General features: G+C 44.3%; 25 protein-coding genes and 1 tRNA gene. 10 read left to right on the forward strand and 16 right to left on the reverse strand.

The genetic code is table 11. The features are described from left to right. Positions 1-47: 47 nt before the first annotated feature. Positions 48-1,400, forward strand: a complete 1,353-nt coding sequence (locus tag NSQ43_RS00345) for a YjiH family protein (RefSeq protein WP_339252059.1) — start codon at positions 48-50, stop codon at positions 1,398-1,400. A 45-nt stretch (positions 1,401-1,445) separates the two neighbouring features. Here NSQ43_RS00345 and NSQ43_RS00350 read toward each other — a convergent pair whose 3' ends face one another. Further along, positions 1,446-2,390 (reverse strand): L-threonine 3-dehydrogenase, encoded by a 945-nt coding sequence (locus NSQ43_RS00350; RefSeq protein WP_339252061.1) that lies wholly within the window; start codon positions 2,388-2,390, stop codon positions 1,446-1,448. A 191-nt stretch (positions 2,391-2,581) separates the two neighbouring features. On the opposite strand from NSQ43_RS00350, the gene NSQ43_RS00355 reads away from it, so the two are divergent. Further along, on the forward strand, positions 2,582-3,238 hold the full coding sequence (locus NSQ43_RS00355; protein WP_339252063.1) for a hypothetical protein: 657 nt from the start codon (positions 2,582-2,584) through the stop codon (positions 3,236-3,238). A gap of 64 nt (positions 3,239-3,302) precedes the next feature. On the opposite strand, the gene NSQ43_RS00360 is transcribed toward NSQ43_RS00355, so the two are convergent. The 5 genes from NSQ43_RS00360 to ybaK form a co-directional block, all read right to left on the reverse strand. Then, positions 3,303-3,587: a hypothetical protein gene (locus NSQ43_RS00360; protein ID WP_339252065.1), complete on the reverse strand. Its 285-nt coding sequence runs from the start codon at positions 3,585-3,587 to the stop codon at positions 3,303-3,305. 132 nt (positions 3,588-3,719) lie between these two features. Beyond that, entirely contained in the window at positions 3,720-4,910 is a 1,191-nt protein-coding gene (locus NSQ43_RS00365; RefSeq protein ID WP_339252067.1) for a glycine C-acetyltransferase, read from the reverse strand. 71 nt (positions 4,911-4,981) lie between these two features. Continuing rightward, a complete protein-coding gene (locus NSQ43_RS00370) occupies positions 4,982-6,064 on the reverse strand; it encodes a hypothetical protein (protein ID WP_339252069.1) in 1,083 nt (360 codons plus the stop codon). 101 nt (positions 6,065-6,165) lie between these two features. Further along, positions 6,166-6,891, reverse strand: coding sequence for a YitT family protein (locus NSQ43_RS00375; protein ID WP_339252071.1), 726 nt, complete (start codon positions 6,889-6,891; stop codon positions 6,166-6,168). Between the two features lie 51 nt (positions 6,892-6,942). Continuing rightward, on the reverse strand, positions 6,943-7,425 hold the full coding sequence (gene ybaK / locus NSQ43_RS00380) for a Cys-tRNA(Pro) deacylase (RefSeq protein WP_339252073.1): 483 nt from the start codon (positions 7,423-7,425) through the stop codon (positions 6,943-6,945). Between the two features lie 79 nt (positions 7,426-7,504). Between ybaK and NSQ43_RS00385 the strand changes: the two genes are divergently transcribed. Together NSQ43_RS00385 and NSQ43_RS00390 are read left to right on the forward strand one after the other, a co-directional pair. Continuing rightward, positions 7,505-7,627 carry a hypothetical protein gene (locus NSQ43_RS00385; RefSeq protein WP_339252075.1) on the forward strand — a complete coding sequence of 41 codons (123 nt, stop codon included), beginning with the start codon at positions 7,505-7,507 and terminating at the stop codon, positions 7,625-7,627. A gap of 49 nt (positions 7,628-7,676) precedes the next feature. Then, positions 7,677-7,871: a hypothetical protein gene (locus tag NSQ43_RS00390; RefSeq protein ID WP_339252077.1), complete on the forward strand. Its 195-nt coding sequence runs from the start codon at positions 7,677-7,679 to the stop codon at positions 7,869-7,871. Between the two features lie 81 nt (positions 7,872-7,952). Here the strand turns inward: NSQ43_RS00390 and NSQ43_RS00395 are convergent, their stop codons facing one another. The 3 genes from NSQ43_RS00395 to NSQ43_RS00405 form a co-directional block, all read right to left on the reverse strand. Beyond that, entirely contained in the window at positions 7,953-10,118 is a 2,166-nt protein-coding gene (locus NSQ43_RS00395) for a DNA topoisomerase III (RefSeq protein WP_339252079.1), read from the reverse strand. A gap of 121 nt (positions 10,119-10,239) precedes the next feature. After that, positions 10,240-10,803, reverse strand: coding sequence for an NADPH-dependent FMN reductase (locus NSQ43_RS00400; protein ID WP_339252081.1), 564 nt, complete (start codon positions 10,801-10,803; stop codon positions 10,240-10,242). 73 nt (positions 10,804-10,876) lie between these two features. Continuing rightward, entirely contained in the window at positions 10,877-12,811 is a 1,935-nt protein-coding gene (locus NSQ43_RS00405; RefSeq protein ID WP_339252083.1) for a sodium:proton antiporter, read from the reverse strand. Between the two features lie 135 nt (positions 12,812-12,946). Here NSQ43_RS00405 and NSQ43_RS00410 point away from each other — a divergent pair, with 135 nt between their 5' ends. Beyond that, positions 12,947-14,002, forward strand: a complete 1,056-nt coding sequence (locus tag NSQ43_RS00410; protein WP_339252085.1) for a hypothetical protein — start codon at positions 12,947-12,949, stop codon at positions 14,000-14,002. A gap of 24 nt (positions 14,003-14,026) precedes the next feature. Further along, the gene (locus NSQ43_RS00415; protein ID WP_339252087.1) at positions 14,027-14,215 is read left to right on the forward strand and encodes an SE1832 family protein; all 189 of its coding nucleotides are present in this window, start codon (positions 14,027-14,029) and stop codon (positions 14,213-14,215) included. A 63-nt stretch (positions 14,216-14,278) separates the two neighbouring features. Here the strand turns inward: NSQ43_RS00415 and NSQ43_RS00420 are convergent, their stop codons facing one another. Together NSQ43_RS00420 and NSQ43_RS00425 are read right to left on the reverse strand one after the other, a co-directional pair. Next, complete coding sequence (locus tag NSQ43_RS00420) at positions 14,279-14,824, reverse strand: RNA polymerase sigma factor (protein WP_339252088.1); 546 nt, start codon at positions 14,822-14,824, stop codon at positions 14,279-14,281. Positions 14,825-15,061: 237 nt separating this feature from the next. Continuing rightward, the gene (locus NSQ43_RS00425; RefSeq protein ID WP_339252090.1) at positions 15,062-16,306 is read right to left on the reverse strand and encodes a CNNM domain-containing protein; all 1,245 of its coding nucleotides are present in this window, start codon (positions 16,304-16,306) and stop codon (positions 15,062-15,064) included. A gap of 164 nt (positions 16,307-16,470) precedes the next feature. Here NSQ43_RS00425 and NSQ43_RS00430 point away from each other — a divergent pair, with 164 nt between their 5' ends. After that, on the forward strand, positions 16,471-17,868 hold the full coding sequence (locus NSQ43_RS00430) for a dipeptidase (protein WP_339252092.1): 1,398 nt from the start codon (positions 16,471-16,473) through the stop codon (positions 17,866-17,868). Positions 17,869-18,064: 196 nt separating this feature from the next. Here NSQ43_RS00430 and NSQ43_RS00435 read toward each other — a convergent pair whose 3' ends face one another. Further along, the gene (locus NSQ43_RS00435) at positions 18,065-18,667 is read right to left on the reverse strand and encodes a nitroreductase (RefSeq protein ID WP_339252094.1); all 603 of its coding nucleotides are present in this window, start codon (positions 18,665-18,667) and stop codon (positions 18,065-18,067) included. Between the two features lie 180 nt (positions 18,668-18,847). On the opposite strand from NSQ43_RS00435, the gene NSQ43_RS00440 reads away from it, so the two are divergent. Beyond that, positions 18,848-19,690 carry a DegV family protein gene (locus NSQ43_RS00440; RefSeq protein ID WP_339252096.1) on the forward strand — a complete coding sequence of 281 codons (843 nt, stop codon included), beginning with the start codon at positions 18,848-18,850 and terminating at the stop codon, positions 19,688-19,690. Between the two features lie 128 nt (positions 19,691-19,818). On the opposite strand, the gene NSQ43_RS00445 is transcribed toward NSQ43_RS00440, so the two are convergent. Further along, positions 19,819-20,307, reverse strand: a complete 489-nt coding sequence (locus tag NSQ43_RS00445) for an amidase domain-containing protein (RefSeq protein ID WP_339252098.1) — start codon at positions 20,305-20,307, stop codon at positions 19,819-19,821. 150 nt (positions 20,308-20,457) lie between these two features. Next, positions 20,458-20,530, reverse strand: a tRNA-Ala gene (locus tag NSQ43_RS00450). A gap of 123 nt (positions 20,531-20,653) precedes the next feature. On the opposite strand from NSQ43_RS00450, the gene NSQ43_RS00455 reads away from it, so the two are divergent. Beyond that, the gene (locus NSQ43_RS00455; protein ID WP_339254721.1) at positions 20,654-21,616 is read left to right on the forward strand and encodes a DUF2804 domain-containing protein; all 963 of its coding nucleotides are present in this window, start codon (positions 20,654-20,656) and stop codon (positions 21,614-21,616) included. A 194-nt stretch (positions 21,617-21,810) separates the two neighbouring features. Continuing rightward, the gene (locus NSQ43_RS00460) at positions 21,811-22,293 is read left to right on the forward strand and encodes a YusW family protein (RefSeq protein ID WP_339252100.1); all 483 of its coding nucleotides are present in this window, start codon (positions 21,811-21,813) and stop codon (positions 22,291-22,293) included. A 37-nt stretch (positions 22,294-22,330) separates the two neighbouring features. Here the strand turns inward: NSQ43_RS00460 and NSQ43_RS00465 are convergent, their stop codons facing one another. Both NSQ43_RS00465 and NSQ43_RS00470 read right to left on the reverse strand, forming a co-directional pair. Then, the gene (locus NSQ43_RS00465; protein ID WP_339252102.1) at positions 22,331-24,157 is read right to left on the reverse strand and encodes an ABC transporter ATP-binding protein; all 1,827 of its coding nucleotides are present in this window, start codon (positions 24,155-24,157) and stop codon (positions 22,331-22,333) included. Beyond that, the gene (locus tag NSQ43_RS00470; RefSeq protein ID WP_339252104.1) at positions 24,141-25,880 is read right to left on the reverse strand and encodes an ABC transporter ATP-binding protein; all 1,740 of its coding nucleotides are present in this window, start codon (positions 25,878-25,880) and stop codon (positions 24,141-24,143) included. Before NSQ43_RS00470 ends, NSQ43_RS00465 begins: the two co-directional genes overlap by 17 nt. Positions 25,881-26,030 lie beyond the last annotated feature (150 nt).

Raw genomic sequence — 26,030 nt, forward strand, 5'->3', positions numbered from 1 at the left:
AAATATACAAAGACTACGAGAGTTTATTCATAAGGAGTGATACAGATTTGAAAAAGCATAGTTTATCCACCTTTTTTTACTTTTTAATCCCTTCCATTCTTGGAATTTTTCTTTTCATGATCCCATTGAAGTTCGGCGAAGAGTGGAAAGTGCCAATCGCGAAATTCGCCGATATTTTATCTGGTTGGCTGGAACCAGCGATGCCGATGTCAGCAATGATTATTATTGTAATCGCGGCAGTGGGATCCTTAATTTATTCAGTCATCCCGCGTAGCAGCTCTAAACCAACATTAATGGAAAGCCTTTTTAAAGTAACGCCATTCTGGACGATAACACGAATCATCGGTGCGATCTTCGCTATAATGGTGACATTCAAAATCGGACCGGAAGTAATTTGGAATGAAAATACAGGTGGCTTGCTTCTTGCACCGGATGGCCTTATTTCATTCTTATTTACGATTTTCCTGTTCGCTGGTCTTTTATTGCCACTACTATTGAATTTCGGTCTTTTGGAGTTTTTCGGAACGATGATGGTGAAGATTATGCGCCCATTATTCAAATTGCCGGGCCGTTCTTCGATTGACGCACTTGCATCATGGATTGGCGATGGAACTATTGGTGTTTTACTGACGAGCAAACAGTACGAGGATGGCCATTATACACAAAGGGAAGCCGCGATTATCGCGACGACTTTCTCGGTAGTTTCCATTACGTTTTCACTTGTAATTATCGACACGGTTGGTATGTCGAACTATTTCCTTCCGTTTTACGGTACAGTTCTATTGACGGGTGTCATTTTGGCTTTGATCATGCCTCGTATTTATCCGTTAAGAGGAAAGAAATCAGAGTATATTGATGGTCGGGAGTATACTGGGGACGAAGAAAAGCTTCCTGAAGGGTATAATGTTTTCAACCACGGGCTTGCGAATGCATTGGATACGGCTTCGAAAAACCGTTCCATCGGTAAGATTTTCACGGATGGAATTCGCAATGTATTGGACATGTGGATTGGCGTTGCGCCAGTTGTAATGGCGTTCGGAACGGTTGCCCTTGTTCTTGCTGAATATACGGGTGTGTTTACTTTTTTAGGAAAGCCGTTTGAACCGATTTTAACGATTCTTGGGATTCCTGAGGCGTCACTGGCTGCACAGACGATGGTTGTTGGGTTTGCGGATATGTTCCTGCCGGTTATTTTGGCGGATGGTATGATTACTTCGCAGATTACATTGTTTACAATTGCGACGATTTCAGTTGTTCAGCTGATTTATATGTCTGAGGTTGGTGGTTTGATTTTAGGTACGAAGATTCCGATCAACTTCTTGGATTTGCTTATCATTTTCCTTTTACGTACGCTAATCGCCCTGCCAATCGTTGCGGGCGTTGCACATCTGTTGTTTTAATAAAAAGACCGCTGATCCATTATCTGGATTAGCGGTCTTTTGCTATTACCTATTCAATTTTATCTTCAATTGCTTAAGCATATCCGTGGTCATTGCATCCAAATCATATTTTGTCTTGAAGCCCCATTCTGCGACGGCTGCTGATGGGTCGATGCTATCAGGCCAGCTGTCGGCGATTGCTTGGCGGACTGGGTCGACTTCGTACGAAATTTTGAAATCTGGAATATGCTTTTGGATAGATGCGGCGATTTGGCTTGGTTCGAAGCTCATCGCCGTTACGTTGAATGCGTTGCGGTGCACCAATTTCGCTGGATCTGCTTCCATTAAGTCGACGATTGCTTGCAGTGCATCCGGCATGTACATCATATCCATATAAGTGCCTTCTGCAATGAAGGAGGTGTACTTCCCTTCTTCGATTGCCTTGTAATAAATATCCACCGCGTAATCGGTCGTTCCCCCACCTGGCTGCGCAACGTAGGAGATCAATCCTGGGAAGCGAACGCCGCGTGTATCGACTCCGAATCGGGTGTAGTAGTAATCGCAAAGCAATTCGCCAGCAACTTTATTGACACCATACATTGTTGTCGGGCGTTGCAATGTGTCCTGAGGTGTGTTTGCTTTAGGTGTGGAAGGACCGAATGCACCGATTGAGCTTGGTGTGAAAAACTGCATATTTAGTTCGCGTGCCACTTCAAGTGCATTTACTAACCCGCCCATATTGAGATTCCAAGCAAACAACGGTTGTTTTTCCGCTGTTGCAGAAAGTAGTGCAGCCATATGCATGATTGTGTCTGCACCGAAATCCTTTGCAATTTCATGCATTTTCTTTCGATCTGTTACATCCAAAATTTCAAACGGCCCCGTAACCGATTTTTCAGGCTGGCGGATATCGGTGGATAGTACATTGTTTTCTCCGTATTCTTGCTGTAGCTTGGCGATCAATTCCGAACCGATCTGCCCAAGCGCTCCAGTCACCATGATTTTTTTCAATCCATACTCCTCCTTGCGTTCATTTGTACTTTGGGGAAGGACATTGTTTTCCGATATAACTTCGAAACACTTTAATATCAATATAAAATGATTATATTATGTTCATCTCAAATATACAATAATGGTTTTCAAATCTTAATCTTTCCCTCTGACTTTTCTGTTATACTTAAGGAAAAATGTTGAGGTGTGCTATGTTCAGTAAATATATGAATTTCATTCTCGTCATAGTTGCGGGTGCCTTATTGGCCGTCGCTTTGTTTGCTACAGGCTTGCAGATGTGGCTCGTCTTCACGTTAGTCATGATTTTTACTTTCATTTTGACGATGGGGTATCCTTTCTATATCATTTACAAATCGAAAAGTTTGAAACTGATTGACCAGTATCTCACGAACCATAAGAATAAACCGATTTTTGGATATGCCCATTCACTCGCACATGGGACAGACGAGGAAATAATTACTCAGCTGAATAAAATTCTAAAATCATATGCCAATGCGGAAGTACAAGAAATATATAAAGCTAATTTGTTAGTCTTTCAAAAAAATTGGAGGGGCTTGATCGACTTCTCAAAAACGATTGAGAATGTGGGATACCGTGATTATTATGCTGGAATCGGATATGCGATGAGTAATAATATGGGGAAGGCCACCGAGTGCTTACAGAAGCTCCGAACGCCGTGGTTTGTCCATTCGCTAAAGGCAATTATTGCATTAAAGCAAAAAAATGAGGATCAATTCTTTAATGAGACAAGGCTTGCGACAAAGAGCGCAGTCGGTATGCAGCGATATGTTCTGCATCATCTGCTGAATCGAATGGCTAATAGTGTTTTTACAACGAAAGAAGGGTGAGGACTTTCCCTTCACACAAACAAAGAAATCCCATCTTTTTCGAGACGGGATTTCTTTTTTTATATTAATTTACCGATTTTATAAATAGTTGGCCATTATTCAAAGAACATTTTAGCTGGCCCCTTGCCTCAAGATCCGTTACAACCTCTTCCATATACCAGTTATTATTGCCATCAATGTGCGATAATCTTCCTGCTGACCTGCTTGCAAGCTCTTCATACGAAAGAATTCCCGCTTCACGAACGATGGTGAGAATCACTTTTTTCACTCTCTCGTATCTGAACTTCACAATTGACACGCCCGCTTTCCCGTTCAATTGCAAAAGCTGAACGCTCTCGTTATATCGCATACGCTTCACCTTTCCGAACTCTATTTATAGTCATCTATTACCCTTTTTGCTCTTTTTTAATCAAAACATTAATAAAAACAAAAAACTGCCGCATCGGCTTTGTTTCGCCGGTGCGACAGTCGTCCTTGCCTATTATGAAATTACGCCCAATTCCTTGCCAACTTTTTCATAAATTGCAAGTGCTTCATCAAGCATTTCCTTCGTGTGTGCGGCAGTCGGCATATTGCGGACGCGGCCAGTTCCCTTGGCAACAGTCGGGAATACGATAGATTTCGCATAAACGCCTTCTTCGATTAATCGTTTCGAGAATTGCTGTGTCAGTTTCTCATCACCGATAATACATGGCGTGATCGGCGTTTCGGATACACCGATATTGAACCCTAACTTCTTCAAGCCATCTTTCAAGTAATTACCGTTCTCCCATAACTTATCGTGGAGCTCTGTTGACTCCATGATCTTATCCAACGCACCCATAATCGCTGCAACGTCGCCTGCTGGCATTGCTGTTGAGAATAAAAACGGACGGGAGCGCACTTTCAACCAGTCAATCAATTCCTGTGTTCCAGCAACATATCCGCCGACCACTCCAATCGCCTTCGATAATGTGCCGATTTGGAAATCGATCTCCTTTTCAAGTCCGAAATGCTTCACCGTGCCTTTACCTTTACCAAGGACACCGGATCCATGCGCATCGTCAACATATGTGATCAAGTCGAATTCCTTTGCGATCTCCACGATTTCCGGAAGTTTCGCAATATCGCCGTCCATTGAAAACACGCCATCTGTGATGTACATGACCTTACCGTATTGACCAGATTCAGTCGCTTCTTTCGCTTTCGCACGAAGGTCGTCCATATCTTGGTGATTCACGCGAATGATTTTCGCACCGGAGAGACGGCAGCCGTCAATGATTGAAGCATGGTTTAGTTCATCCGAAAGAATGGCATCTTGTTTATTCATAACAGCTGAAATCGCTGCCATATTACAGTTGAATCCTGATTGATAAGAGATTGCCGCTTCTGTCCCTTTAAATTCTGCAAGCTTTTTCTCAAGTTCAACGTGGATATCAAGCGTTCCATTGATAGTACGTACAGCACCTGCACCGACTCCGTATTTTTCAGTTGCTGCAATTGCAAGCTTTTTCAAATTCTCGTCAGTCGCCAAACCTAAATAGTTATTCGATGATAGATTGATCAATTCTTTCCCTTTGATTTTGATAATCGGGCCGTTTGGACCTTCCACTGGATCGATTTCATTGTAGAGACCTTGGTCGCGTAATTCCTGTAAATTTTCTTTTAAAAATGAATTGAGGACTTTTGACAAATTGATCTTCCTTTCAAACGGGTTATGCCCCTATTTTAACATATAGGGGCATAACTCGCAGAACGAACCATTTACTCATCAATCCATTTGGATAATTGTTGGGCTTTTTCATCGAATTTACTCCTCAAAATTGCTTTATCTATCACATCCCTGAGCCCACTTTGCACTTGCGCGAAGGCATGCATATAACCCGTTGCATCCATTATTTTCTCTTTATATCTTCCGCTGATTTCACGAATTTTTTCTTCAGCCGCCTCATCTTCTACACACATGGACACAAGATCCAATATTTCGTCCGCCGGTCCTTCGGGGTCGTAGTCATGAGGCTCTGTCGCATCGAATAGGCAGACCGACAATTCCGGCAATAAAACAAGGTCCACACTTTTAGGGTCGAGTCCACACCATCCGTAAAGAACGTCAATCCCCCTCCGTTCCGCCTCTTTGCCAAGCGCCTTTAGCATCGTCGATTTCCCTGTTCCCGACAATCCTTTCATGAGAATCCGGCGCTTCATCTTATTTGTGATGGATGGCAAATAATCGCGTGACCCTCCAACAGACAATGAGCCTGCAATCCGGTGGGAAACTGTCGATTTCTTATGCAGTTTCATCGTACCGAAAAGCTCCTGTTTCAACGACTCAATCATGTTTTCATGCTCTTTCCACATCATTCGGTTAATGTTCACTTTCTCCCAATCATCGTGAATCAGCAATGCAGTCTTCATGGATTGAAGCATTTTAGAAAGCACTTCATCCGATTCTTGACCGATTGCAGTCATTTCAGCCTTTTGTGCCTCAAGTTTCTTTGTATCAAATGCATCATAGAAGCTAATGACGTGATGGCGGCCACCAAGCTCGGTCGGTTCCAATGAAACCGGATGAGACGCCTGGATGATGAATAAACTGAGGTCCCTTACAAAAATGGCTTCCGTATTGTCCGGTTCGACCGGATTATTGAAGCGATCCACATCATATCCCCGTTTCAGAAAGACTCCCGCAGCTTGTTTCAATAAATTGGAAATGGCATTTGTCGGAGGTGCTTTTAAAAACACTGTCTTTTCCGAAGTAGCGATCAATGTCTCATATTTATGTGCAATTCCACGCCCCGTATAGGCTGTCCCCATGAACTCCGTGATAGTACCGTATATGATAACCATCCTTTCTTTTCGGTTACTTGTTACATACGTCTACCATATGCCCAACGAATAAAAAAAAGCACGGCTTGTCTGCACGTGCTTACAAAAGTTCTTTCATTCTATTAATTTTTATTAGCAACGACTGGGCGTTCTACGGTTACATTCAAATCGATAGGCTTTAAATCATTTTCAACATTTTCCGTAGGTGATTTGGCCAATCCCATAATTTGAGCTTCTTCCGCTTTCGCCAACTTCGCCAATAATTTCCGGCATTGTGGCAGCGAATAGTGAACGATTTGGCCAATCAAAAGGGCGATGATCACCGTACCGATTCCTACAGGGCCACCTAATAACCAACCAGCTATTGCTACAATCACTTCAATTGATGTCCGCACTTTTTTAATGCTAATCCCAAGTTTCTCGGAAAAAATGAGCATCAAGCTATCACGAGGACCCGCCCCAAGGTTGGGCGCAACATAAATACCGACACCGTACGCCATCACTACAATTCCAAGTGTAAAAATAATCACTTGACCCGTCATCGAGCTAATGTCCGGAATGAGCCAATTGAATAAATCGATAAAAATTCCAATGAGGAGTAAATTCAGCCAAGTACCAAGTTTCGGCCACTCTTTAAGGACAGCTGCCGTCGTTACGACGATGATAATGCTTAAAATGATTCCCCACGAGCCGATCGACAACCCTAAATTCCGATATAATCCGATATGCAGGACATCCCAAGGGCCAACGCCAAGGCGTTGCCCTTTAATCGTCATCGTGATGCCTAACGATAAAATCATCATGCCGACAACGAAGTATGCCCATCTCCAAATAATTATTTTTCTCATTTACATTCTTCTTTCCCCACCATTCAAGTTTCGAATGGTATTTTTAAAAATCTATTCTTTAACGATATCTTTAAACGATGCACCAACGACTCTCGCAAGATCCGCAGGTGCCAATTTCATCTGCAAACCAGGCTTGCCAGCGCTGACAATCATACGATCCAGTTCTTCAGCCGATACATCAATGACAGTCGGATATTTTTTCTTCATGCCAACTGCTGAACAACCGCCACGGACATATCCTGTCTCCTTCGTCAAATCCTTCAATGGCAACATATCTAACTTTTTCACACCGACAGCTTTCGCCGCCTTCTTCATATCAAGCTCATCCGCCACCGGAACGATGAAAACGAATAATTCCCGCGGTCCGGCTATCGCCACAAGCGTCTTGAATACCAAATCCACCGACTGCCCCGTCTTTTCCGCCACCGAGACGCCATCCAACTGGCCATCATGAATATCATATTCCATCAGCTCGTGGGCGACCCGCTCACTCTCTAAAATCCGCACCGCATTCGTCTTCTTCTGCTTCGCCATTATTCCACACCCTTCGGAAATAAATCATGAATCCCATACCTTATCTTACTTCCGCGCTCATGATTGCAAGGCCGCGCTCATGATCTGGCCGATGCGCTCAAGATTGCAGAACCGCGCTCATGAAATCGATCGATGCGCTCAAGATTGCGGAACCGCGCTCATGAACTGGCCTACGCTCAAGATTGCTGAACCGCGCTCATGAACTCGCCTATGCGCTCAAGATTGCGGAACCGCGCCCATGATTTCGACCGATGCGCTCAAGATTACGGAACCGCGCTCATGAACTCGGCCTATGCGCTCAAGATTGCGGAACCGCGCTCATGAATTGGCCTATGCGCTCAAGAGTGCAGAACCGCGCCCATGAACCCGACCGATGCGCTCAAGATTGCGGAACCGCGCTCATGATCTCGACCGATGCGCTCAAGAAAGCAGAACCGCGCTCATGAACTCGACCGATGCGCTCAAGAAAGCAGAACCGCGCTCATGAACTCGACCGATGCGCTCAAGAAGCACACTCACTCAATAAATCACTTCTCAAACATCTTCTTCAAAGCATCCGCCATCGCCGTATTCACTGGCTCTTCCTGTTTCTTCAAATACTTTTGCACATCACGCTTATCGGCTTTCTTGCCACCCGAGTTTGAACGACGCTTTTCGAAGGCGGAGAGCTTTTCCCGATGTCCGCACTTACATACGAAGATGCGGCCGTCCCCTTCCCCGCGCAACTCAAGTTTCTTCTTGCAGTTCGGGCAGCGTGCATTCGTCAATTGAGAGACATTGCGACGGTGTCCGCACTCACGGTCTTGGCAGACAAGCATTTTTCCGCGTTTGCCATTCACTTCAAGTAACGGTTTTCCGCAATCAGGACACATCTTCCCGGTGACATTATCATGTCTGAACTTCTTGTCATCCGCCTTGATTTCACTTATCGTCTTCCTTGAGAATGCAACCATGTCTTTCATGAAGGCTGATTTTTTCATTTTCCCGTTGGCGATTTTCGTTAAGCTTTGCTCCCATTCCGCTGTCAATGCAGGCGATTTCAAATCATCCGGCACAAGCTCAAGAAGCTGTCTTCCTTTTGAAGTCGTGTAGATGTCGTTCCCTTTCTTCTCGAGGACAAATGAGCTGAACAGCTTTTCGATAATGTCTGCACGTGTTGCTACCGTACCTAATCCGCCTGTGTCGCCAAGCGTTTTGATCAGGTCTTTTGATTCCCCGGCCATGAATTGAACCGGATTTTCCATTGCAGCTAATAATGTCCCTTCATTGAAACGCGCAGGCGGTTTTGTCTGCCCTTCCGTTGTCACGATTGCTCGGATTTTCACTTCTTCGCCTTTCGTAAATGCAGGCAAACGGTCAGTATCTTCCTCTTCTTCGTCTGTGGAATAAACTGCTTTCCACCCTTCATCCGTAATTGTCCGCCCTTTAGCCTTGAACAGTTCCCCACCTACTTCAAGCTCAGCAGTCACTTGTTCGTAGCGGAATGGACCGAAAAAGACTGCGAGGAACCGTTTTACGATCAAGTCATACAAACGCTGTTCCTTATCAGATAAGTTTTGGTAAATCGGAGTTTCCTCAGTCGGGATAATCGCATGGTGATCCGAAACCCGCTTATCGTCAATGACGCCTTTCTGCGGCTTCACCGCCCCTGAGCGCAACAATGCATTTACAGATTTCCGATATGGACCGATGTCGACCGCCTTTATGCGTTCTTTTAATGTTCCTGCCATATCTGATGTCAAATGCTTGGAATCTGTTCGTGGATACGTCACCGCTTTATGGCGTTCGTATAGATTTTGCAATGTCGACAATGTCTCCTTCGCGGACCAGCTCCAGCGTCTATGTGCTTCTTTTTGCAATTCCGTAAGATCGAATAAAGGCGGGGCTGGTTGCTGTTTCGGCGTCGTTTTTACATCTTTCACCTTTCCGGAATGAACCCCGTCAAGATGAGATAGCAATTTCTCAATCGCCTCTTTATTGAACGACTGGGTTTGCCCTGCCTTATCTGACCATGTGAACCTCGCTGTTTCCGTCAATGCTTGCAACCCGTAATACGACTTCGGTTTGAATTCACGGATCTGTCTTTCACGCTCCGCTATCATAGCAAGCGTCGGCGTTTGAACACGCCCTGTCGATAATTGTGCATTGTATTTTACAGTAAGCGCACGTGTTGCGTTAATGCCGACGACCCAGTCCGCTTCAGCCCGTGCAACAGCTGCTTCATATAAGTTTTCGTATTGGCGGCCGTCCTTCAAATTATTGAATCCGTCCTTGATCGCTTTATCCGTCACGGACGAAATCCAAAGACGTTTAATCGGCTTACGGTTCTTCGCCATTTCGAGTATCCATCGCGCAACAAGCTCCCCTTCACGTCCGGCATCTGTCGCGATGATCACTTCACTCACATCATTTCGTCTCAACTGTGCTTTGACCGCGTTGAACTGCTTCGATGTTTGTCTGATTGGCGTTAACTTGAACGGATCCGGAATGATCGGCAAATACTCCATCTTCCATTCTTTGTATTCATTGCCGTATCCTTCAGGATCTGCATGTGTCACAAGATGACCAAGCGCCCATGTGACAATATATTTTTGACCTTCCAAGAAGCCATTTCCTTTTTTATTACAGCCTAATACCCGCGCAATATCCCGCGCTACGGACGGTTTTTCGGCTAATACAACTGATTTGGACATTAAAAAATCCCCTTTCTACTTAACACGATTATACGTGAGAACTCTATTCACGTCACCGTATGCGTCCCATGAAAAAACCTGTCGCGCTCCTATTAGGAACAAACGACAGGTTTTATTTTATTTAATCGTTATCCAATGTATCCTTGCATAAATCCTTACTCATTTCCCCGTACCTACCAAAAACCCTTACCATTTCACGTAATCGATTATTCACGTCTTCATCGATAATACGATTGTTTTCATCGAAATGCCCGTAATGTGTATACACATAATTCGGCGTAACAAGGGAACGGAAGTAATCAAGGATCGGTTTCAATTGATTTTCAACAACAAGGTGATGTTGGTAAGTGCCGCCATTCGCAACAATGGAAACCGGTTTGTACCGCATGGCATGTGGATGAAGCATATCAAAGGCATTTTTCAATACACCTGGAATGGATCCTTGAAAGATAGGTGTAGAAATGATGTAAGCATCCGCTTCTTCGAATTTCCGAACCAACTTTTGCATATCCTCGTTATATTGTTCCAATGGACGGCCGTCCACGAATTGATGATCATAATTTGCAAAGTTCATCCGTTCAATTACGTATTCATTACCCGTTTCTTTCATATATTTTTCGACCGCGTCGAGTACCGCGCCGGTTTTGCTGCCTATAATGGTCCCGTCCACAAACAAAACTTTCACAGGGCATCCTCCTTATAGCTGTTCTCCATCGTTCATCGTACCATAGAATTGGAGGCATTTACCTAAAACACGCTTACTCGTCTTTTTTCGTCGAGGCTGGGGCCGCGCCTGGAATGTTCCTCTTCCCACCATTAGGCTCCTCAATGAATTTTTCTTCCAACTGTTCATACGGGATTGTTCTGTCTTGATATTCCCCATCCAACCGTTCCTTTACCCGCTCGATTGTCTTAGCTGGAGATGTGAGTGCAATGATTGCATCCCCTGCGATTGCTTGCAACTCCACTTTTGGCGTGTAAAATTCAATCGAACCATCCGCACGCAATATATATAGAAGAATCGACTTATCATCACGTTCCCGCAAATATTGTGTATAACTGTACTGCTTCGTGATCATCGTCTTTCGAATCACGTGCCCCGCATGCATCCGCTCCTCGAGGCCATAGATTGATATCGATGGCGAAAACAGCTTTTGCCCGCCCGTTATTTTAAATTCCTCCACATCTTTTTCTACATGGAAGGCCGTTTGGAATAAATGCTCGCGCCCCAAATCCGGTGCGAAATCCGCACAAATATGTGCGTTATACGTATCCATCTTCGTCATCGCAAGCATATATCGATAAGGCGTCAAATCTATGTGGTATTCAATCTGTTCGGAAAGGATATCCCCAACATAACTATTCAGCCCACGCTTTCTTGCCTCCGCGAGCGCCGCCCATCCCTGATCGACAAGAAGGACTTCATTGTTAGTGTCCCTTATTGATTCGGCAAGTGCAGCGGAAAAGCGTGAACCTCCTATTATTGCGACACCCGACTCCTCGGTAGTCGTCAAATTCAACTTTTTTGCAAGGAAGCCAATTGAAAAACCATGGAGAACAACCGTGAAAAAGACGAGCGCGAACGTTAATGCAGTCAATAACTCGGCGTCTTCATAACCATTTTCAAGAAGAATTGTTGCAAAGTAACCGGATACTGTCAGGGCGACAATCCCTCTTGGCGCAATCCAGCCAATAAGCAATTTCTCACGGAAATTCAAATCCGTCCCTATAGTGGAAATCCAAATTGATAAAGGACGTACTACAAAAAGCATTGCAGCGACATACGTAATAATTGCTGGATTAAAAATCTCAATCAGTATTTTCGGATCAAGTGAAGCAGTAAGCATGACGAAGATGCCTGAAATGAGAAGCACCGATATATTCTCCTTGAAATGTCGAACGTCATTCAACGTCGTCAAGCGCATATTCGCCATCTTCATCCCCATTGCTGTTACGGCAAGCAAGCCCGTTTCATGCATGATTTCATCCGAAAAGACGAAAGTGAACAGGACAACGACGAACAGAATTGGTGCTTTCAAATACTCCGGTATACTTCCCCGCTCGAACGCATTTCCGATAATCAGAGCGGCAAGCCACCCAATAAACACTGCAAATGCAGAGGCAGCAAAGAATAATAATAATGATTTTAAAGTGACCTCGCTGTTTACGAATTTAATGAATTCAAACGCAAAGACCGCAAGCAATGCACCGAAGGGATCGACGACAATCCCTTCCCATTTCAATATCGCAGCGGGGCGAGGCTTCAACTTTGCCTGCCTAAGTAAAGGAAGGATAACGGTCGGACCCGTGACGATAAATAAACCACCGATGATAAAGGCGACTTCATAGGAGAGTCCAGCCAAATAATGGGCCGCAAGTGATCCAGCTATCCAAGCAATGAATGCTCCGATGGTCACAATCCTACCGACCGGTTTGCTGAATCCCCTAATTTCCCGAATATCCAAGTTCAAGCTTCCTTCAAATAAAATGATCGCGACTGCAAAAGTAATGATCGGACCAAATAGATCACCCATCGTTTCCTGCGGATTAATCAACCCGAAAATGGGTCCCACTAATAGGCCCGCAAGAGACATGACTACAATCGCAGGCATTCTATATTTCCACGCAACCCATTGCGAAAGGATCCCCAACAAAATGACAAGCATTAAATCGAACAATAATGATTCGAACACGGAAATTCCCCCTGTCCTTTTAAGAATATGTGTTAGTTTACCACAATTCCACTTCCATTCCTCTCATTTGTACATAACTCCTTTTTTGGAATCATAGGGTTAAAAGAAGAGTAGTTGACTGATAGGTAAGAAAGGGTGATTCCAATAGAAAATTCAAAGAAGAAAACTGTTGCATTCTACATCGCAAGAGCCGATGGGAAAGGTTCTTATCCCTCAAGAAGGGCAATTGTACTTGCCCAAGCTATCGCAAAAGAAGTGAACGTTCTATTCATAGTAGGTGAAAATTCCCCCCTACCTCCTGATGGATTCAAATCGATTATCGTCGGTAAAAAATCCAACCTGCTTCAAGTATTAACGTTCATCCATCCTGATCTGCTCATCCGGGATTCCGGTTCGACGATTGCGGAAGAAGTGGAAAAAATACGGGAAATTGTTCCATCCATCCTGCATTTTGACGATTTCGGAGATGGTGGAAAGCAGGCGGATTTTGTAATCCAAACCCTTTTGGACGATTCAATTGATGAAGTACCGGAACATTATGTAAGAGATCGCCAACTGTTCATCGCAGATCCGTCCATGAAAGATTTTAAAAAACACGGGCTAAAAAAGGAGCCACCGGGAACTCTCCCTCATCTTGTCATCTCTTTCGGAGAGGAAGATGAAGGAAACCTGACATTCAGGGCATTACGCCACGTTTCCCAGCTACAGATTCCCTTGAAAGTGACTGTCCTTGTCGGGGAGAAATATCCACATGACATAAGCACCCTTCGAATGATGGCGCTTGGCAGGCGAAACACAATTGTCCAGCAACCTCCTTATGACCTACCGGAAGTTTATGCACATGCAGACGTCGTATTATGCGCGTCAGGCTATATGCCGTATGAAGTAGCGGTGATGGGAATTCCATGCATCGTACTATCACAAAATGATTTTGAGGTAGGCCTAACATTTCCGAAAGAACAGCACGGTTTCGTCCATCTTGGCCTCGGACGGAAAGTGAAGCAATCGAATCTCCTGAATGCCATCATGGAACCTTTGTTGCATGAACCTTTAAGAAAGCGGGCCATCGAACGCCAACTCTCCCTCAACCTTGGAGGTGGATTGGACACAGTTTTGGAAACAATCTTCTATTTGATTGAACACCCAAAACGAGGAGCAGGCGGAAAAACGATGTCTGATATGCTAAACTAAAGGAAAACGATTGGAGTACTATTTATGAATAAACGTCAGATCGAATCAGCAATCGCCGAATTGAAAATGGACTATATTAACCTCCAAGGTGATGTGGAGAAATTGGAGTCGACGGGACATGCAGACTCCGTCCATAAAGCGGAGCAACGGTTAGCCGCGATGGAAGAAAAATTAGCGTTGTTGAATAAACAACTTGTAGAGCTATCTGAATGATAAAAAGGCTGTCCACGGATAGATGATTCTATTCGTGGACAGCCTTTTTCAATTCAGTATTCATCAAGCGATGACGTATTCTCTCACCGCTGTATCGTCTATCATTAATTCCTTCAAGTATTTCTTAGCACGGAATAAACGCGATTTTACTGTGCCGATTGATACTTTCATTAAATCAGCGATTTCAATTAATGAATATTGGTATACGTAGAAGTATTCGATCGTTGTTCGGTAAATGCTATCCAATTGGCCAATTTTTTGTTGGACCATCTGTTGGATGTCGTTTTGTTCGATCATTTCAACGGGTGTTGGGTTATCACTGGGAACCAAATCTAAGATTGGAACGTCCAATGTTTCAGGTTGATTCATCACATGTTTACTTCTTCTCACGTCTTTCCTATAGCGATCGCGGAATGTGTTCATACAGATTGTCGTCAACCATGCCTTCATGCGGTCGACACTGTCCATTTTCCCGCTATAGCGGACAACTTTGACCCATACGTCTTGCATGAGGTCTTCCGCTTCCTCTTTATTACGTGTTAGTTTCAAACATAAGTGATATATATAACGGCCATATTCTTCGTATAGCTCTGTCAAGTCAATCTTCATAGATAACGCCTCCGTTTTGTTGCTGTTGGATTCATTATCGATGATTTCTTCATTACAAACTATCGGTTTCTCTTTCAGTAATCTTACATTTATGTAAGTTAGGTGTATTTAAAACAGCCCCACGGTCAATTCGTGGGGCTGTTTTATAAAGTGTTGCTTTTCGTTTCAGGCGGACGCCTTCCACTACAAGCAACGGATAGTACAAGGTACTAACATAAGTTTATACCAAATAATTCGTTATTCTTCTTCCTCTTCAATTACACGTTTTGTGATTTTCATCTTCACAATGCGGCTTCGGTCCATTTCTTCGATTTCGAAAAAGAGGTTTTCATATGTAAACCGCTCTCCCTGTTCAGGTACATGACCTAACTCCTGCATGACAAAGCCGCCAATTGTTTCGAGGTCGGTCGGCAATTCCACTTTTAACATCTCACTGACGTCGACAATCTCAAGACGCCCATGACAGATTAATAAATGGTCATCATTTTCATAGACAAGCACTTCCTCATCGAAGTCCGTTTCATCCTCGATATCTTGACCGATCATCTCTTCAATAATATCTTCATGCGTAACAATTCCGAGAGTTCCGCCGTATTCATCCAAAATGACTGCCATATGCTTCTTCTTCGCAAGCATTAACTTAAACACTTTTTCGACACTCGATGTTTGGACGACGAATAGAGGCTGATCATCCATCAGTTCGGATAGTTTCTTTTCGGGCTCCATTGACCACTCAATCAGCATTTTCGAATAAAAAACACCTACGACTCTGTCAATGCTTTCCTCGTATACTGGATAACGCGTGTAAAAGTATTCGAGAATCGTGTCCCGCACTTCTTCATACGTCGATTCAATCGGAAGTCCGATGATATCTGTACGGTGGGTTACCATAACGTCCGAAACGTCCTTTTCAGGGAAGTCAAGTACACCCTTCAACCGTTGTGATTCTTCCTGCAAAAATGTTCCTTCCGTCGACGCGATGTCCACCATTGAACGTAACTCTTCCTTCGTCAATGTGGCTTCGGTCACAGCACCTTTGGAAATGATACGGATGAAGAAGTTCGTGAATAAGGCAAGAAACGCTGTCAGTGGGGTAAGTAGTTTGACAAGTAAAAAGATAGTAGGTGCCACTACGTATGCAATTCGGTCTGAAAATGTCGCCGAGATCGTTTTTGGAAGTACTTCACCGAAAATAATGATGACGACCGTCAAAATCCCCGTCGCCAATCCAACCTTCCAACCTTTATCAATTGCAATCATCGTCACAAGCGTAGGCATCATAATATTCGCTATATTGTTTCCGATAAGAATTGCCGTAATCATTCGGTCTGGTTTTGAAATTAGATTCCTTAATTTAACTGACTTACGGTCGCCTTGCTCGGCGCGAAGCTGGACTTTCATCCGATTGACCGCCGTTAATGCCGTCTCACTCCCCGATAGAAAGAACGACATGAATAAAAAGAACCCAAGCGCGATAAACAAAAGTGATTCCTCCCGGATTTATCTCTACTTCTACAATTCGTTCAATTTAGTAACTTTTAAATATCATACCATACTCATTATAAATCGTCCTTTTAAATAACTTGATTGTTAACGACATGATATACTATTTTTATTCACTAATTAATTTGAAAAGAGGGATTCACTTGAACCATCTACAATCATTGGACGCCTATTTCACAGCAAAAAGAGACGAACATTTGAATGAATTGAAGGATTTTCTCCGTATCCCAAGCGTCAGCGCATTGTCTGAGCATAAGGGAGATATGCAAAAAGCTGCGGAATGGCTGAAGGATTCATTCGAAAGAGCAGGATTGGAAAACACCTCCATCGATGAAACAGAAGGACATCCAGTCGTTTACGGAGATTGGCTTCATGCGGAAGGAAAACCTACTATTCTTTTCTACGGCCATTATGATGTTCAGCCTGTCGATCCGCTGAATTTATGGGAAAGCGGTCCATTCGACCCTGAAGTTCGTGATAATAAATTATATGCACGCGGAGCGAGCGACGACAAAGGTCAAGTTTTCATGCATATTAAAGCCGTTGAAGCACTTATGAATGAAAATGGAAGCTTGCCGGTGAATGTTAAATTCATTATCGAAGGCGAAGAAGAAGTCGGCAGTCCGAACCTTGAGAAATATATTGAGGAGAATAAAGAGAAGCTTGCTGCTGATATCATTGTCATTTCTGATACGGGAATGTACGGTCCAGGAAAACCGGCAATTTGCTATGGCCTACGCGGGTTAGCTGGCGTTCAGATCGATGTTAAAGGTGCGAAAGGCGATTTGCACTCCGGAATTTATGGAGGCGGCGTGCAAAACCCGATCCATGCTATTTCGGAAATTCTTGCGTCGTTCCATGATCAAGAAGGTACGATTTCGGTGGAGGGCTTTTACGATGATGTGCGACCTCTTGCAGATGAAGAACGCGAAGCCTATCGAGAACTTAACTTCGATGAGGAAGCGTTGAAGGAAGAAATCGGAGTGAACGAGCTATTCGGCGAAAAAGGCTTCTCCTATTTGGAACAGACATGGACACGCCCTACTCTTGAAGTGAATGGTGTTTTTGGCGGGTTCTCGGGCGAAGGGATTAAAACAGTATTGCCTTCCGAAGCTGGTGCAAAAATCACTTGCCGACTTGTCCCTGACCAAGATCCTGAAGATATCGTGAAAAAATTGAGAGCGCATATCGAAAAGCATAAGCCTGCTGGCGTCACAGTGACTGTTTCGGAGTTCGATAAAGGAAAACCGTTCATCACTCCTTTCGACCACCCGGCTATCCAGGCTGCGGGCAAGTCGTATGAAAAGGTGTATGAAGTACCGACTGCTTTCACACGTATGGGAGGTTCGATTCCAATCGTGGCGGCATTCGATGAAATCTTGAATTTACCTGTGGTCCTTATGGGCTTCGGCTTATCAAGTGAGAATTTCCATGCCCCTAATGAGCATTTCCATTTGGAGAACTTTGATAAGGGATTGCGTGTGATTGGGGATTATTATTATGAGCTTGCAGAGTTTTCGAAGGATGAATTGAAGAAGTGAAAATGTTGATTTGCGCTTCAGGCGGACGCTTTCCGGGGGGCGGGCGGTGAGCCTCCTCGGTCGCTTCGCTCCACCGCGGGGTCTCACCTGTCCCGCTAATCCCCCTGGAGTCGCCGCCTTACGCTCCAATCAACGGAGTTTCTAATACAACAATAAAAAGGACAATCCGGGTGCACTTTAGGATTGCCCTTTTTATTTATTCTTCGTTAGCTTCTTTTGCTTCTGCTTCTCTGCCGTAGTATGTCACGATGTCTTCTAGTGGTGTGCGGGTGCGGTTTTTTGGATAGTCATCATAGTAGCCGAATTGTAGCATGCTAATGATTCGTTCACCTTGTTTGACACCAAGTTCATCGCGGAATTTCGGGTTATCAAGGAATACTGGTGTCTTCCAGCAAGAACCGATGCCTTTATCCCATGCTAATAGCATTGCGTTTTGAATGAGCATACTTGCTGCTGCATAGTCTTCGAGGCGTTCTTTTTGGCGAACATCCTCTTTAACGATAACAAATACGACTGCTCCAGGGGCGCGGAAGTTTTTCATTTTCCTTTCTAATTCCTCTTCGGAAAGTTCCTTCCATTTCGGTACCCCGTATTCCTTCAATACATCCTGGAATTTTACATATTCTTTATTGGCAGCAACGATGAAACGCCATGGGTTGCGCAGCCCGTGGTTCGGTGCCCATCTTGCATCATCTAAGATTTCATTTATATTTTCAAGATCGACCGGCTGCCCGTTGAAGTTTTTGATTGAGCGGCGGTTGACGATTGCGTCCCTAACCGATAGTGCTTGTTCATTCATAATTTCAGATTCTCCTTTTGATCATACTTCCAACTATTATACACAAATTCCACGCAACATCGAGGATGTCCCTCTTTTCACGGAGATATTCCGACATTTCTTCTATTTGGTATTTCTCTAAATTACTTTCCATAGTATAATAATAAAAGGAATGAAAGTTTTGAAAAAGGATGGCGGACAATGACTAAAAAACCGATTGCATGGATTACTGACAGTACTGCATTCATTACTGAAGAATTGAAACAAAACCCCGATTTTTATTCGATACCACTAAATATACATTTCGGGGAAAAACAATTTGTGGACGGTGTCGACCTTACACCGAGCCAATTATACGAAAATATTAAGAACGCAACTGAGTTTCCAAAAACATCACAACCTTCAGCAGGGGAATTTGCTGAGAAGTTCAAAAGGATTTCGGAAAACTATGAACAAGCAATTGCCGTTCATGTTTCATCCGAGTTAAGCGGAACACTCGCCTCTTCGATGGCAGGCGCTGAAATTGCTGAATTCCCAATAACGTTCATTGATTCCCTATCTGTTTCTTACGGCCTTACAGGTTTAATTGAAAAAGGGATGGAGTTACAGGATTCCGGAGCTTCTGTCATTGAAATCAAGGAAAGTCTTGATAAGATTGCAGGGTCATTAAATAACTTCATTCTTATCGGTCAATTGGAACAGCTATACAAAGGCGGGCGGATGAATGGCGTCCAATTTTTCCTTGGCAGCCTTTTAAAAGTGAAGCCAGTTATTCAAATTACAACCGATGGCAAATTAGAAGCGATTGAAAAAGTACGTTCGGAAAAGAAAGCGCTTCAATACTTGGTTGATAAAGTGCTTGAAGGGCATCCAACAGGCGAGGGCAAAATTTACTTGATGCAAGGTAATGTGTTAGAGCAAGCCAAGCAGTTGAAGCAAATGATTATCGATAAAGCCCCAGAAATCGGGGTAGAAATCGGGGATATTAGCTCCACACTCGCTGTCCATGCCGGCGAAGGAACGCTTGCAGTATTGTGGTATTAATCAAAAGCGGAGGGCGTCTGCTTAGAGACGATGGGCATAAGTCGAAGATGCGGCGTGGTGCCCGGAGTCTAAACGTTATACAGAAAAAAGACGGATTGCCAATTAAATCGGCTCCGTCTTTTTCCGTTTTAAGAGAACTGATCATTAATTTTAAAGAATGCATATTTCGCATTTTCCCGCCAAGCGTACGAATCCTTGTAATCCCACGTCCGATGATAGGCATCATACGTGTGTGCATTGACAAGTGGTGCACCGTTAATGTCCTTTGCGGTGACAATCGTCGAATGATCGTATCTCCCGTCCCCCTGGAAATCATAGAAAATAAGATCCCCTAAATCCAACTCATAAGGTGAACTTACCTTCTTTGCGGTCAACCCTTTTTTCGATGCTGCCACATACCAATGTAATGAGTGCGAAACCGACCAGCTGAAGCTCCAAGTCCCGCCTTGCAACCACCAGCCCCGCTCACGGTTCGGATACCCATGCATAGGCGCCCCACCTGCAAGCAAGCATTGCGAAATATAATTCGTACAGTCGACATCGAATGAAGGAAATGCCGGATTCCTGCCATTCCACCATTGATCCGCGTACCGTACCGCTGCCTCTCGATTGTACAATTTACATAAACACCCCCGTAATTCAATCGTATGATTCAATCATACCTATTCATTCGAGGGTATGAATAAAAAAGCAGCGACGATGAGTCTATTAGACAAAACAAAAAAGGAACCTTGCCAAATTCCTAATTTGACGAGGTTCCTTTGTTATGGAGCATACCGGGTTCGAACCGGTGACCTTCACACTGCCAGCGTGACACTCTCCCAGCTGAGCTAATGCCCCGTAAATCTGCTACAATATAAAGTATATCATGGTAAGCGAAAAAGACAATAGTTTGGGGGGATCTTCTTGCAGCATGCTGAACGGGAGATAACGGATCAGGTGAATCTTTGTGATCGTAAAGGGATGCTGAATCCTGAAGCGATTGGATATGCCCGCCGTCCGCTCATTATAAGCAATTTAAAGGGCCATTTTATGCGGAAAAAGAAATGGAATAATTGGTGTGTGTTTGGCGAGGATCTTCTTTTTTCTGCAACAATCAGCCATCTCGATTACGCAGCAGTTTGCTTTGTCTATATTCTTGACTACGAAACGCAGCGTTTCTATGAGAAGCAGATTGTACTACCGATTGGCCGAAAAGTGAAGATGCCGGAGGAAGTACTGGACAGTGTGAAATTCGTCAATGAACGGATTTCTGTTCAGCTTGTGCATATGCAAGGAGAGACCCACCTATCCGTTACAATCCCAGATTTTGATAATGAAGTGCTACACGCCGATTTGCATATCTTACATCCTGAGCATGACGACTCCCTCAACGTTGTCATCCCATGGAAAAGGGATCTGTTTCAGTTTACGGCGAAGCATCATTCATTGCCTACGACCGGTTTTGTAAAGATTGGGGATAAACGCTACAATTTCAATCCGGAGTATAGCTTTGCCGTCCTTGACTTTGGACGCGGAGTTTGGCCACGCGATGCAGAGTGGAATTGGGCAATGGCTTCCCAACGCTTAGGCGGCCGCCGAATCGGACTGAACTTCGGGGGCAAGTGGACAGATGGAACAGGTATGACTGAGAATGCTATATTTGTGGATGGCGAAATGACGAAGGTTCATGAGGATGTCATTTTTACGTATAATCCGGAAAACTTTATGCATCCTTGGCATATTCGAACGAAGTTTTCCGATCAAGTCGACATGACATTTTCTCCATTTTTCGAACGAACAGCGAGGACGAATGCGCAGCTTATCCAAACAAATGTCCATCAGTTAGTCGGCTATTTCAATGGCCGTGTCAAGTTGCACGACGGTTCATTTCTCCGCATCCGACAAATGTTGGGCTGCACGGAAGAGCATCGTGCGAAATGGTGATTTTAATATAGAGGATTCAACACCCGGCCTAATGCCGGGTGTTTTGTTGTTGAAGGGGATGTGGTTATCACCAGTTAACCAAGGTTTATCACCGACTCGCATGAATTTGAAACATTCACCCACTCACCCTATTGTTTAATTTTCCGTTATGAAGGAAATTAATGAATAGAGACTATAACTGGAGGTTTGCTATTATGAGGAATGCTTTGAGGGCTATGATGTTCTTTTTATTCGCTGTGCTTGTTTTGGGAGCTTGCGGAAATTCGAATAAGGATGTGGGCAAGGGGCCGGACAAACCTTTGCAGAAGGATAATGCACTTGTCGTCAAGGATGATGCGGAAGGCGGAACGTTGAATGCTGGTTCAGGATATGGATTTGATAAATTCGATTTGGAGATAGAGGTGGACGGGCAGGATGTTGTGGATGCGGAGTATGCGGTTGCGAAATCACATAGTGCCTCGTATGAGAATAAGCTGGCCAACTTGAAGTTGGAAGGCACGGATGCATTCAATAAATTTGATGAGCTTTTCATGAATATCATGCTGACGAAAGATACGTCGAAGCAGGATGCGATTGATAAGATTATGAAGTGGTTCGGATTGGATACGTATACGAAGTTCGATTTGGGTGTCGATTTCAGCGATGGAACGAAGTTGGATATTGAGGATCGGAAATAATAATAGAAAAAGGCTGCGTGGAGACGCAGCCTTTTCCTTATATTTTCGAGTCCATTAACATCGTATAGTAAACCCCTTGTTGTTCGATCAATGCGTCTTGGCTGCCGGATTCGATGAGCTTCCCTTGGTCCATGACGTAGACGGTATTCGCTTTTCGGACTGTGTTAAGTCTGTGGGCGATGACGAAGCTTGTTCGTCCTTCCATCAATCGTTCGAGTGCTTCCTGGATTTGCAGTTCCGTGACGGTGTCGATGCTGCTTGTTGCTTCATCTAATAGAAGCAATACCGGATCGGCGACGAGTGCTCTTGCGATGGAGAGTAATTGTTTTTGACCTTGTGAAATTTCTCCCCCGTCGGCTGTCAAAACTGTGTTGTAGCCATCTTCAAGTCTGGAAATGAAGCTATGGGCATTTGCCTGCTTCGCCGCCTCTATCACTTCTTCGTCGGTTGCATCGAGCCTTCCGTAACGGATATTTTCCATGACGGTCGCTTCAAATAAGAAAGGATCTTGTAAGACGAAGGCCATTTGACTTCGCAACGTTTGACGTGGCAAGTCTTTGATCGGAATTCCGTCGATTAAGATATCCCCTTTATTCGTTTCGTAGAATCGGGCAAGCAGTTGCATGATCGTTGTCTTTCCTGCCCCAGTTGCACCGACAAACGCAGCAGTTTCACCCGGCTTTACATGGAAAGAAACATCATCGATCGTATAGCCGTCCGTATCTACCGCATAACCGAAGGAAACGTTCCGGAACTCGACGTCCCCTTTTAGTACTGTATCCTTATGTTCCTTTGCATCATCTTTCTCAATTGGTTCATCCATGATTTTGAATACACGCTCTGCCCCAGCGATTGCCGAGAGAACCGTGTTGAACTGGTTGGAAAGATCATTAAGCGGTCTTGTAAATTGGCGAGCGTACTCAGAAAAGATAACAATTGTACCAATTGTAACGAGACCATCACTATTCAGCGCTAATAGACCACCTACACCTGCAACGATTGCGAACGCGGCGTTATTTAGCATGTTCATCACTTTTGGAATGAACCCCGAATACGTCATCGCCCAAAATCCTGTTCGACGAAGTCGTTCGCTTTTTTGCGCAAATTCCTCCATTACCCGTTCTTCTTGGGAAAATGCTTTGACGATTCGTTGTCCGGAAATCGTTTCTTCAATCATTCCATTCAACTCACCGACCGCTTGCTGCTGTTCTTTAAAGAGCAGACCTGTACGGCGGGTAATCCACCGAATGGCGATAAACATGACTGGAACGATAATCATCGTTAACAGTGTCAAAAGCGGGCTTAAGTAAAGCATGACAGCCAATGTCCCTGTCAACGTCAAAATACTTGAGAACACTTGGATGAATGACGAGTTCAATGTCTGGCTGACGTTTTCGATATCATTCGTCAGGCGGCTCATCAATTCACCGTGTTGCCGCCTATCGAAAAAAGTGACCGGCAGCTTTTGAAGATGTGAGAATAAATTCGTGCGTAATCTCAGTATCGTTTGTTGTGCGATACCAACCATCCAAAAACTTTGGAAATACGTTGAAAGTGACAACCCTGCATAGATTGCTATCAACAGCCCGATTGTACCTGCCAACCCGTCAAACTGCATCGGAATAATATACTCATCTATGATTTTACCAATCAAAAGCGGTCCCAATAGTGCAAATCCTGAGCTAAAGAGCACGAGTGCAAGCACAGTTATAAGCAAGCCCCTTTGTTCATCAACAAGCTTCCAGATTCTCAGTAAAACAGACTTCCAATCTCCCGCACGCTCTACCTTTTTTCTATTTGGTCCTTTAATATCTTCCTTCTTTATGATCGGTTCATAGCCGAAAGGTTTACTGATCCGTACCATTGATGACCACCTCCTCTTCTGACTGGGACTCGGCAATTTTCCGATACAATTCGGATTGCGCCATCAAGTCAGCATGGGTGCCGTATCCAACAACTTTCCCCTCATCGAGTAAGAGAATCTGATCCGCACCTCTTGCTGTCTGCACTTTTTGCGTGACGACGAGCATTGTCGCGGCTTCCTCTGCCAATGCCTCCCATAAGGCGTTTTCCGTTTTAACATCGAGCGCACTCGTGCTATCGTCAAGAATCAGAATTGAAGGTTTCCGGACAAGTGCCCGCGCAATGGACAGTCGCTGCTTTTGCCCACCTGATAGATTGACCCCTTTTTGTCCAACACGCGTTCCATACTTCTTAGGGAATAGATCAATTGATTCGTGTATCTGCGCCTTTTTCGCAGCCTCCTCAAGTTCATCAGGAGCTGCCTCCGAATCCCCCCAAGAAAGGTTTTCAAGGATTGAACCTGTGAATAGAATGGATTGCTGCGGAACTAACCCGATCGTATCTCGCAAATCCTTCAATGGCCAATCATTCACTTCTACCCCGCCGACAAAAATCTTCCCATCGGTCGTTTCGAAAATACGCGGTATGAGATTCAGAAGTGTGGATTTACCTGAACCGGTTGCCCCCATAATGGCAAGCTTCTCACCAGGTGCAACACGGAAGGAGACATTATCCAATATCGGTTCAGGTTTTCCTGGATACTTAAACGAAACGTTTTCGAATCTTAACTCTCCCTTATATTGAGTGAAGCTGGAGCTTTCCGTATCATGTTGTTCCAAATCATCGGTTGCAAGCAATACTTCTTCCAACCGTTCGGATGAAGCTTTTGCCCGCGAGAACGCAACAAGAATCCATGCGAACATCGAGAATGCTCCTGTCATCCGCATTGCATAGTTGACGACGGCAACAAGTTCCCCTACTTGTGCATCCCCCGTACGGATTTCAGTGGATCCGAACCAAAGGACAGCCATCAAGCTGACGTTCATTACAAACAACAGCACCGGCAAAATAAGCTCCATCATTCGCATCGCTTTGACGGTATCTTTCTTTAATGCATCTGCAACTTTCATGAAGCGGCTTGCTTCATACATTCCACGTAGATACGCTTTTATCAAACGGACCGCTTGTAAATTCTCCTGGATGACACGGTTGACTCGGTCGAGCCTATGTTGAACATTGGCAAAATAGCCGACACCTTTACGCGCCATGATGAAAAGGAAAACAAATAGAAATGGCGCACCGATGACAAGATACATCGCAAGTTTTACATTGACGACAAACGCCATTGCCAAGCTACCAATAACTAATAATGGAGCTCGCAACATGACACGCAAGCCCATGAAGAGGACGTTTTGCGCCATCGATACGTCGCTCGTTAATCTTGTTATCAATCCCGATGTCGGGAATCTTAAAAACGTTGCCATGGAAAATGACTGCACTTGGCGGAATAATGCCTGGCGCAAGTCAAAAGCGAAACTTTGTGCTGCGTGTGCCGCAAAATAGGAATTGATCACGCCTGAAAAGAATGCGACAAAAGCCAACCCCATCATGACACTTCCCCATGTCCAAACGATGTTAACGTCTTCCGCCAAAATACCATCGTCAATGATCTTGGCGATCAATAACGGCTGGATTAGCTCCACCGCTAACTCCAAAAACATGAGGAGCAAGGCAACGAGCATTGGCCACTTATAAGCCTTTGCGTATGAAAAAACTGTCTTCATTTCCTGACCCCCAAAAACTACTTCGTAATACGAATTATTTTTCTCTTGTCACCATTATGCCACAAACTGAGATTTCTGTATAGGGCGCATATTGTGTAATTCAGAAAACAGAAGAGGTTTTTCACATGCAAAACAGTGAATTTCACCACT

Source organism: Sporosarcina sp. FSL W8-0480 (assembly GCF_037963765.1).
GTDB lineage: Bacteria > Bacillota > Bacilli > Bacillales_A > Planococcaceae > Sporosarcina.

Coding starts and splice junctions, on each gene's coding strand:
- NSQ43_RS00420 (WP_339252088.1), bottom strand. CDS start 14,824: ATGAAGATTGACTTGACAGAGCTATACGAAGAATATGGCCGTTATATA.
- NSQ43_RS00435 (WP_339252094.1), bottom strand. CDS start 18,667: ATGAATGAACAAGCACTATCGGTTAGGGACGCAATCGTCAACCGCCGC.
- NSQ43_RS00460 (WP_339252100.1), top strand. CDS start 21,811: ATGAGGAATGCTTTGAGGGCTATGATGTTCTTTTTATTCGCTGTGCTT.
- NSQ43_RS00375 (WP_339252071.1), bottom strand. CDS start 6,891: ATGAGAAAAATAATTATTTGGAGATGGGCATACTTCGTTGTCGGCATG.
- NSQ43_RS00455 (WP_339254721.1), top strand. CDS start 20,654: ATGCTGAATCCTGAAGCGATTGGATATGCCCGCCGTCCGCTCATTATA.
- NSQ43_RS00370 (WP_339252069.1), bottom strand. CDS start 6,064: ATGGTTATCATATACGGTACTATCACGGAGTTCATGGGGACAGCCTAT.
- NSQ43_RS00360 (WP_339252065.1), bottom strand. CDS start 3,587: ATGCGATATAACGAGAGCGTTCAGCTTTTGCAATTGAACGGGAAAGCG.
- NSQ43_RS00385 (WP_339252075.1), top strand. CDS start 7,505: ATGATCTGGCCGATGCGCTCAAGATTGCAGAACCGCGCTCATGAAATC.
- NSQ43_RS00355 (WP_339252063.1), top strand. CDS start 2,582: ATGTTCAGTAAATATATGAATTTCATTCTCGTCATAGTTGCGGGTGCC.
- NSQ43_RS00465 (WP_339252102.1), bottom strand. CDS start 24,157: ATGGTACGGATCAGTAAACCTTTCGGCTATGAACCGATCATAAAGAAG.
- NSQ43_RS00390 (WP_339252077.1), top strand. CDS start 7,677: ATGCGCTCAAGATTACGGAACCGCGCTCATGAACTCGGCCTATGCGCT.
- NSQ43_RS00395 (WP_339252079.1), bottom strand. CDS start 10,118: ATGTCCAAATCAGTTGTATTAGCCGAAAAACCGTCCGTAGCGCGGGAT.
- NSQ43_RS00415 (WP_339252087.1), top strand. CDS start 14,027: ATGAATAAACGTCAGATCGAATCAGCAATCGCCGAATTGAAAATGGAC.
- NSQ43_RS00440 (WP_339252096.1), top strand. CDS start 18,848: ATGACTAAAAAACCGATTGCATGGATTACTGACAGTACTGCATTCATT.
- ybaK (WP_339252073.1), bottom strand. CDS start 7,425: ATGGCGAAGCAGAAGAAGACGAATGCGGTGCGGATTTTAGAGAGTGAG.
- NSQ43_RS00470 (WP_339252104.1), bottom strand. CDS start 25,880: ATGAAGACAGTTTTTTCATACGCAAAGGCTTATAAGTGGCCAATGCTC.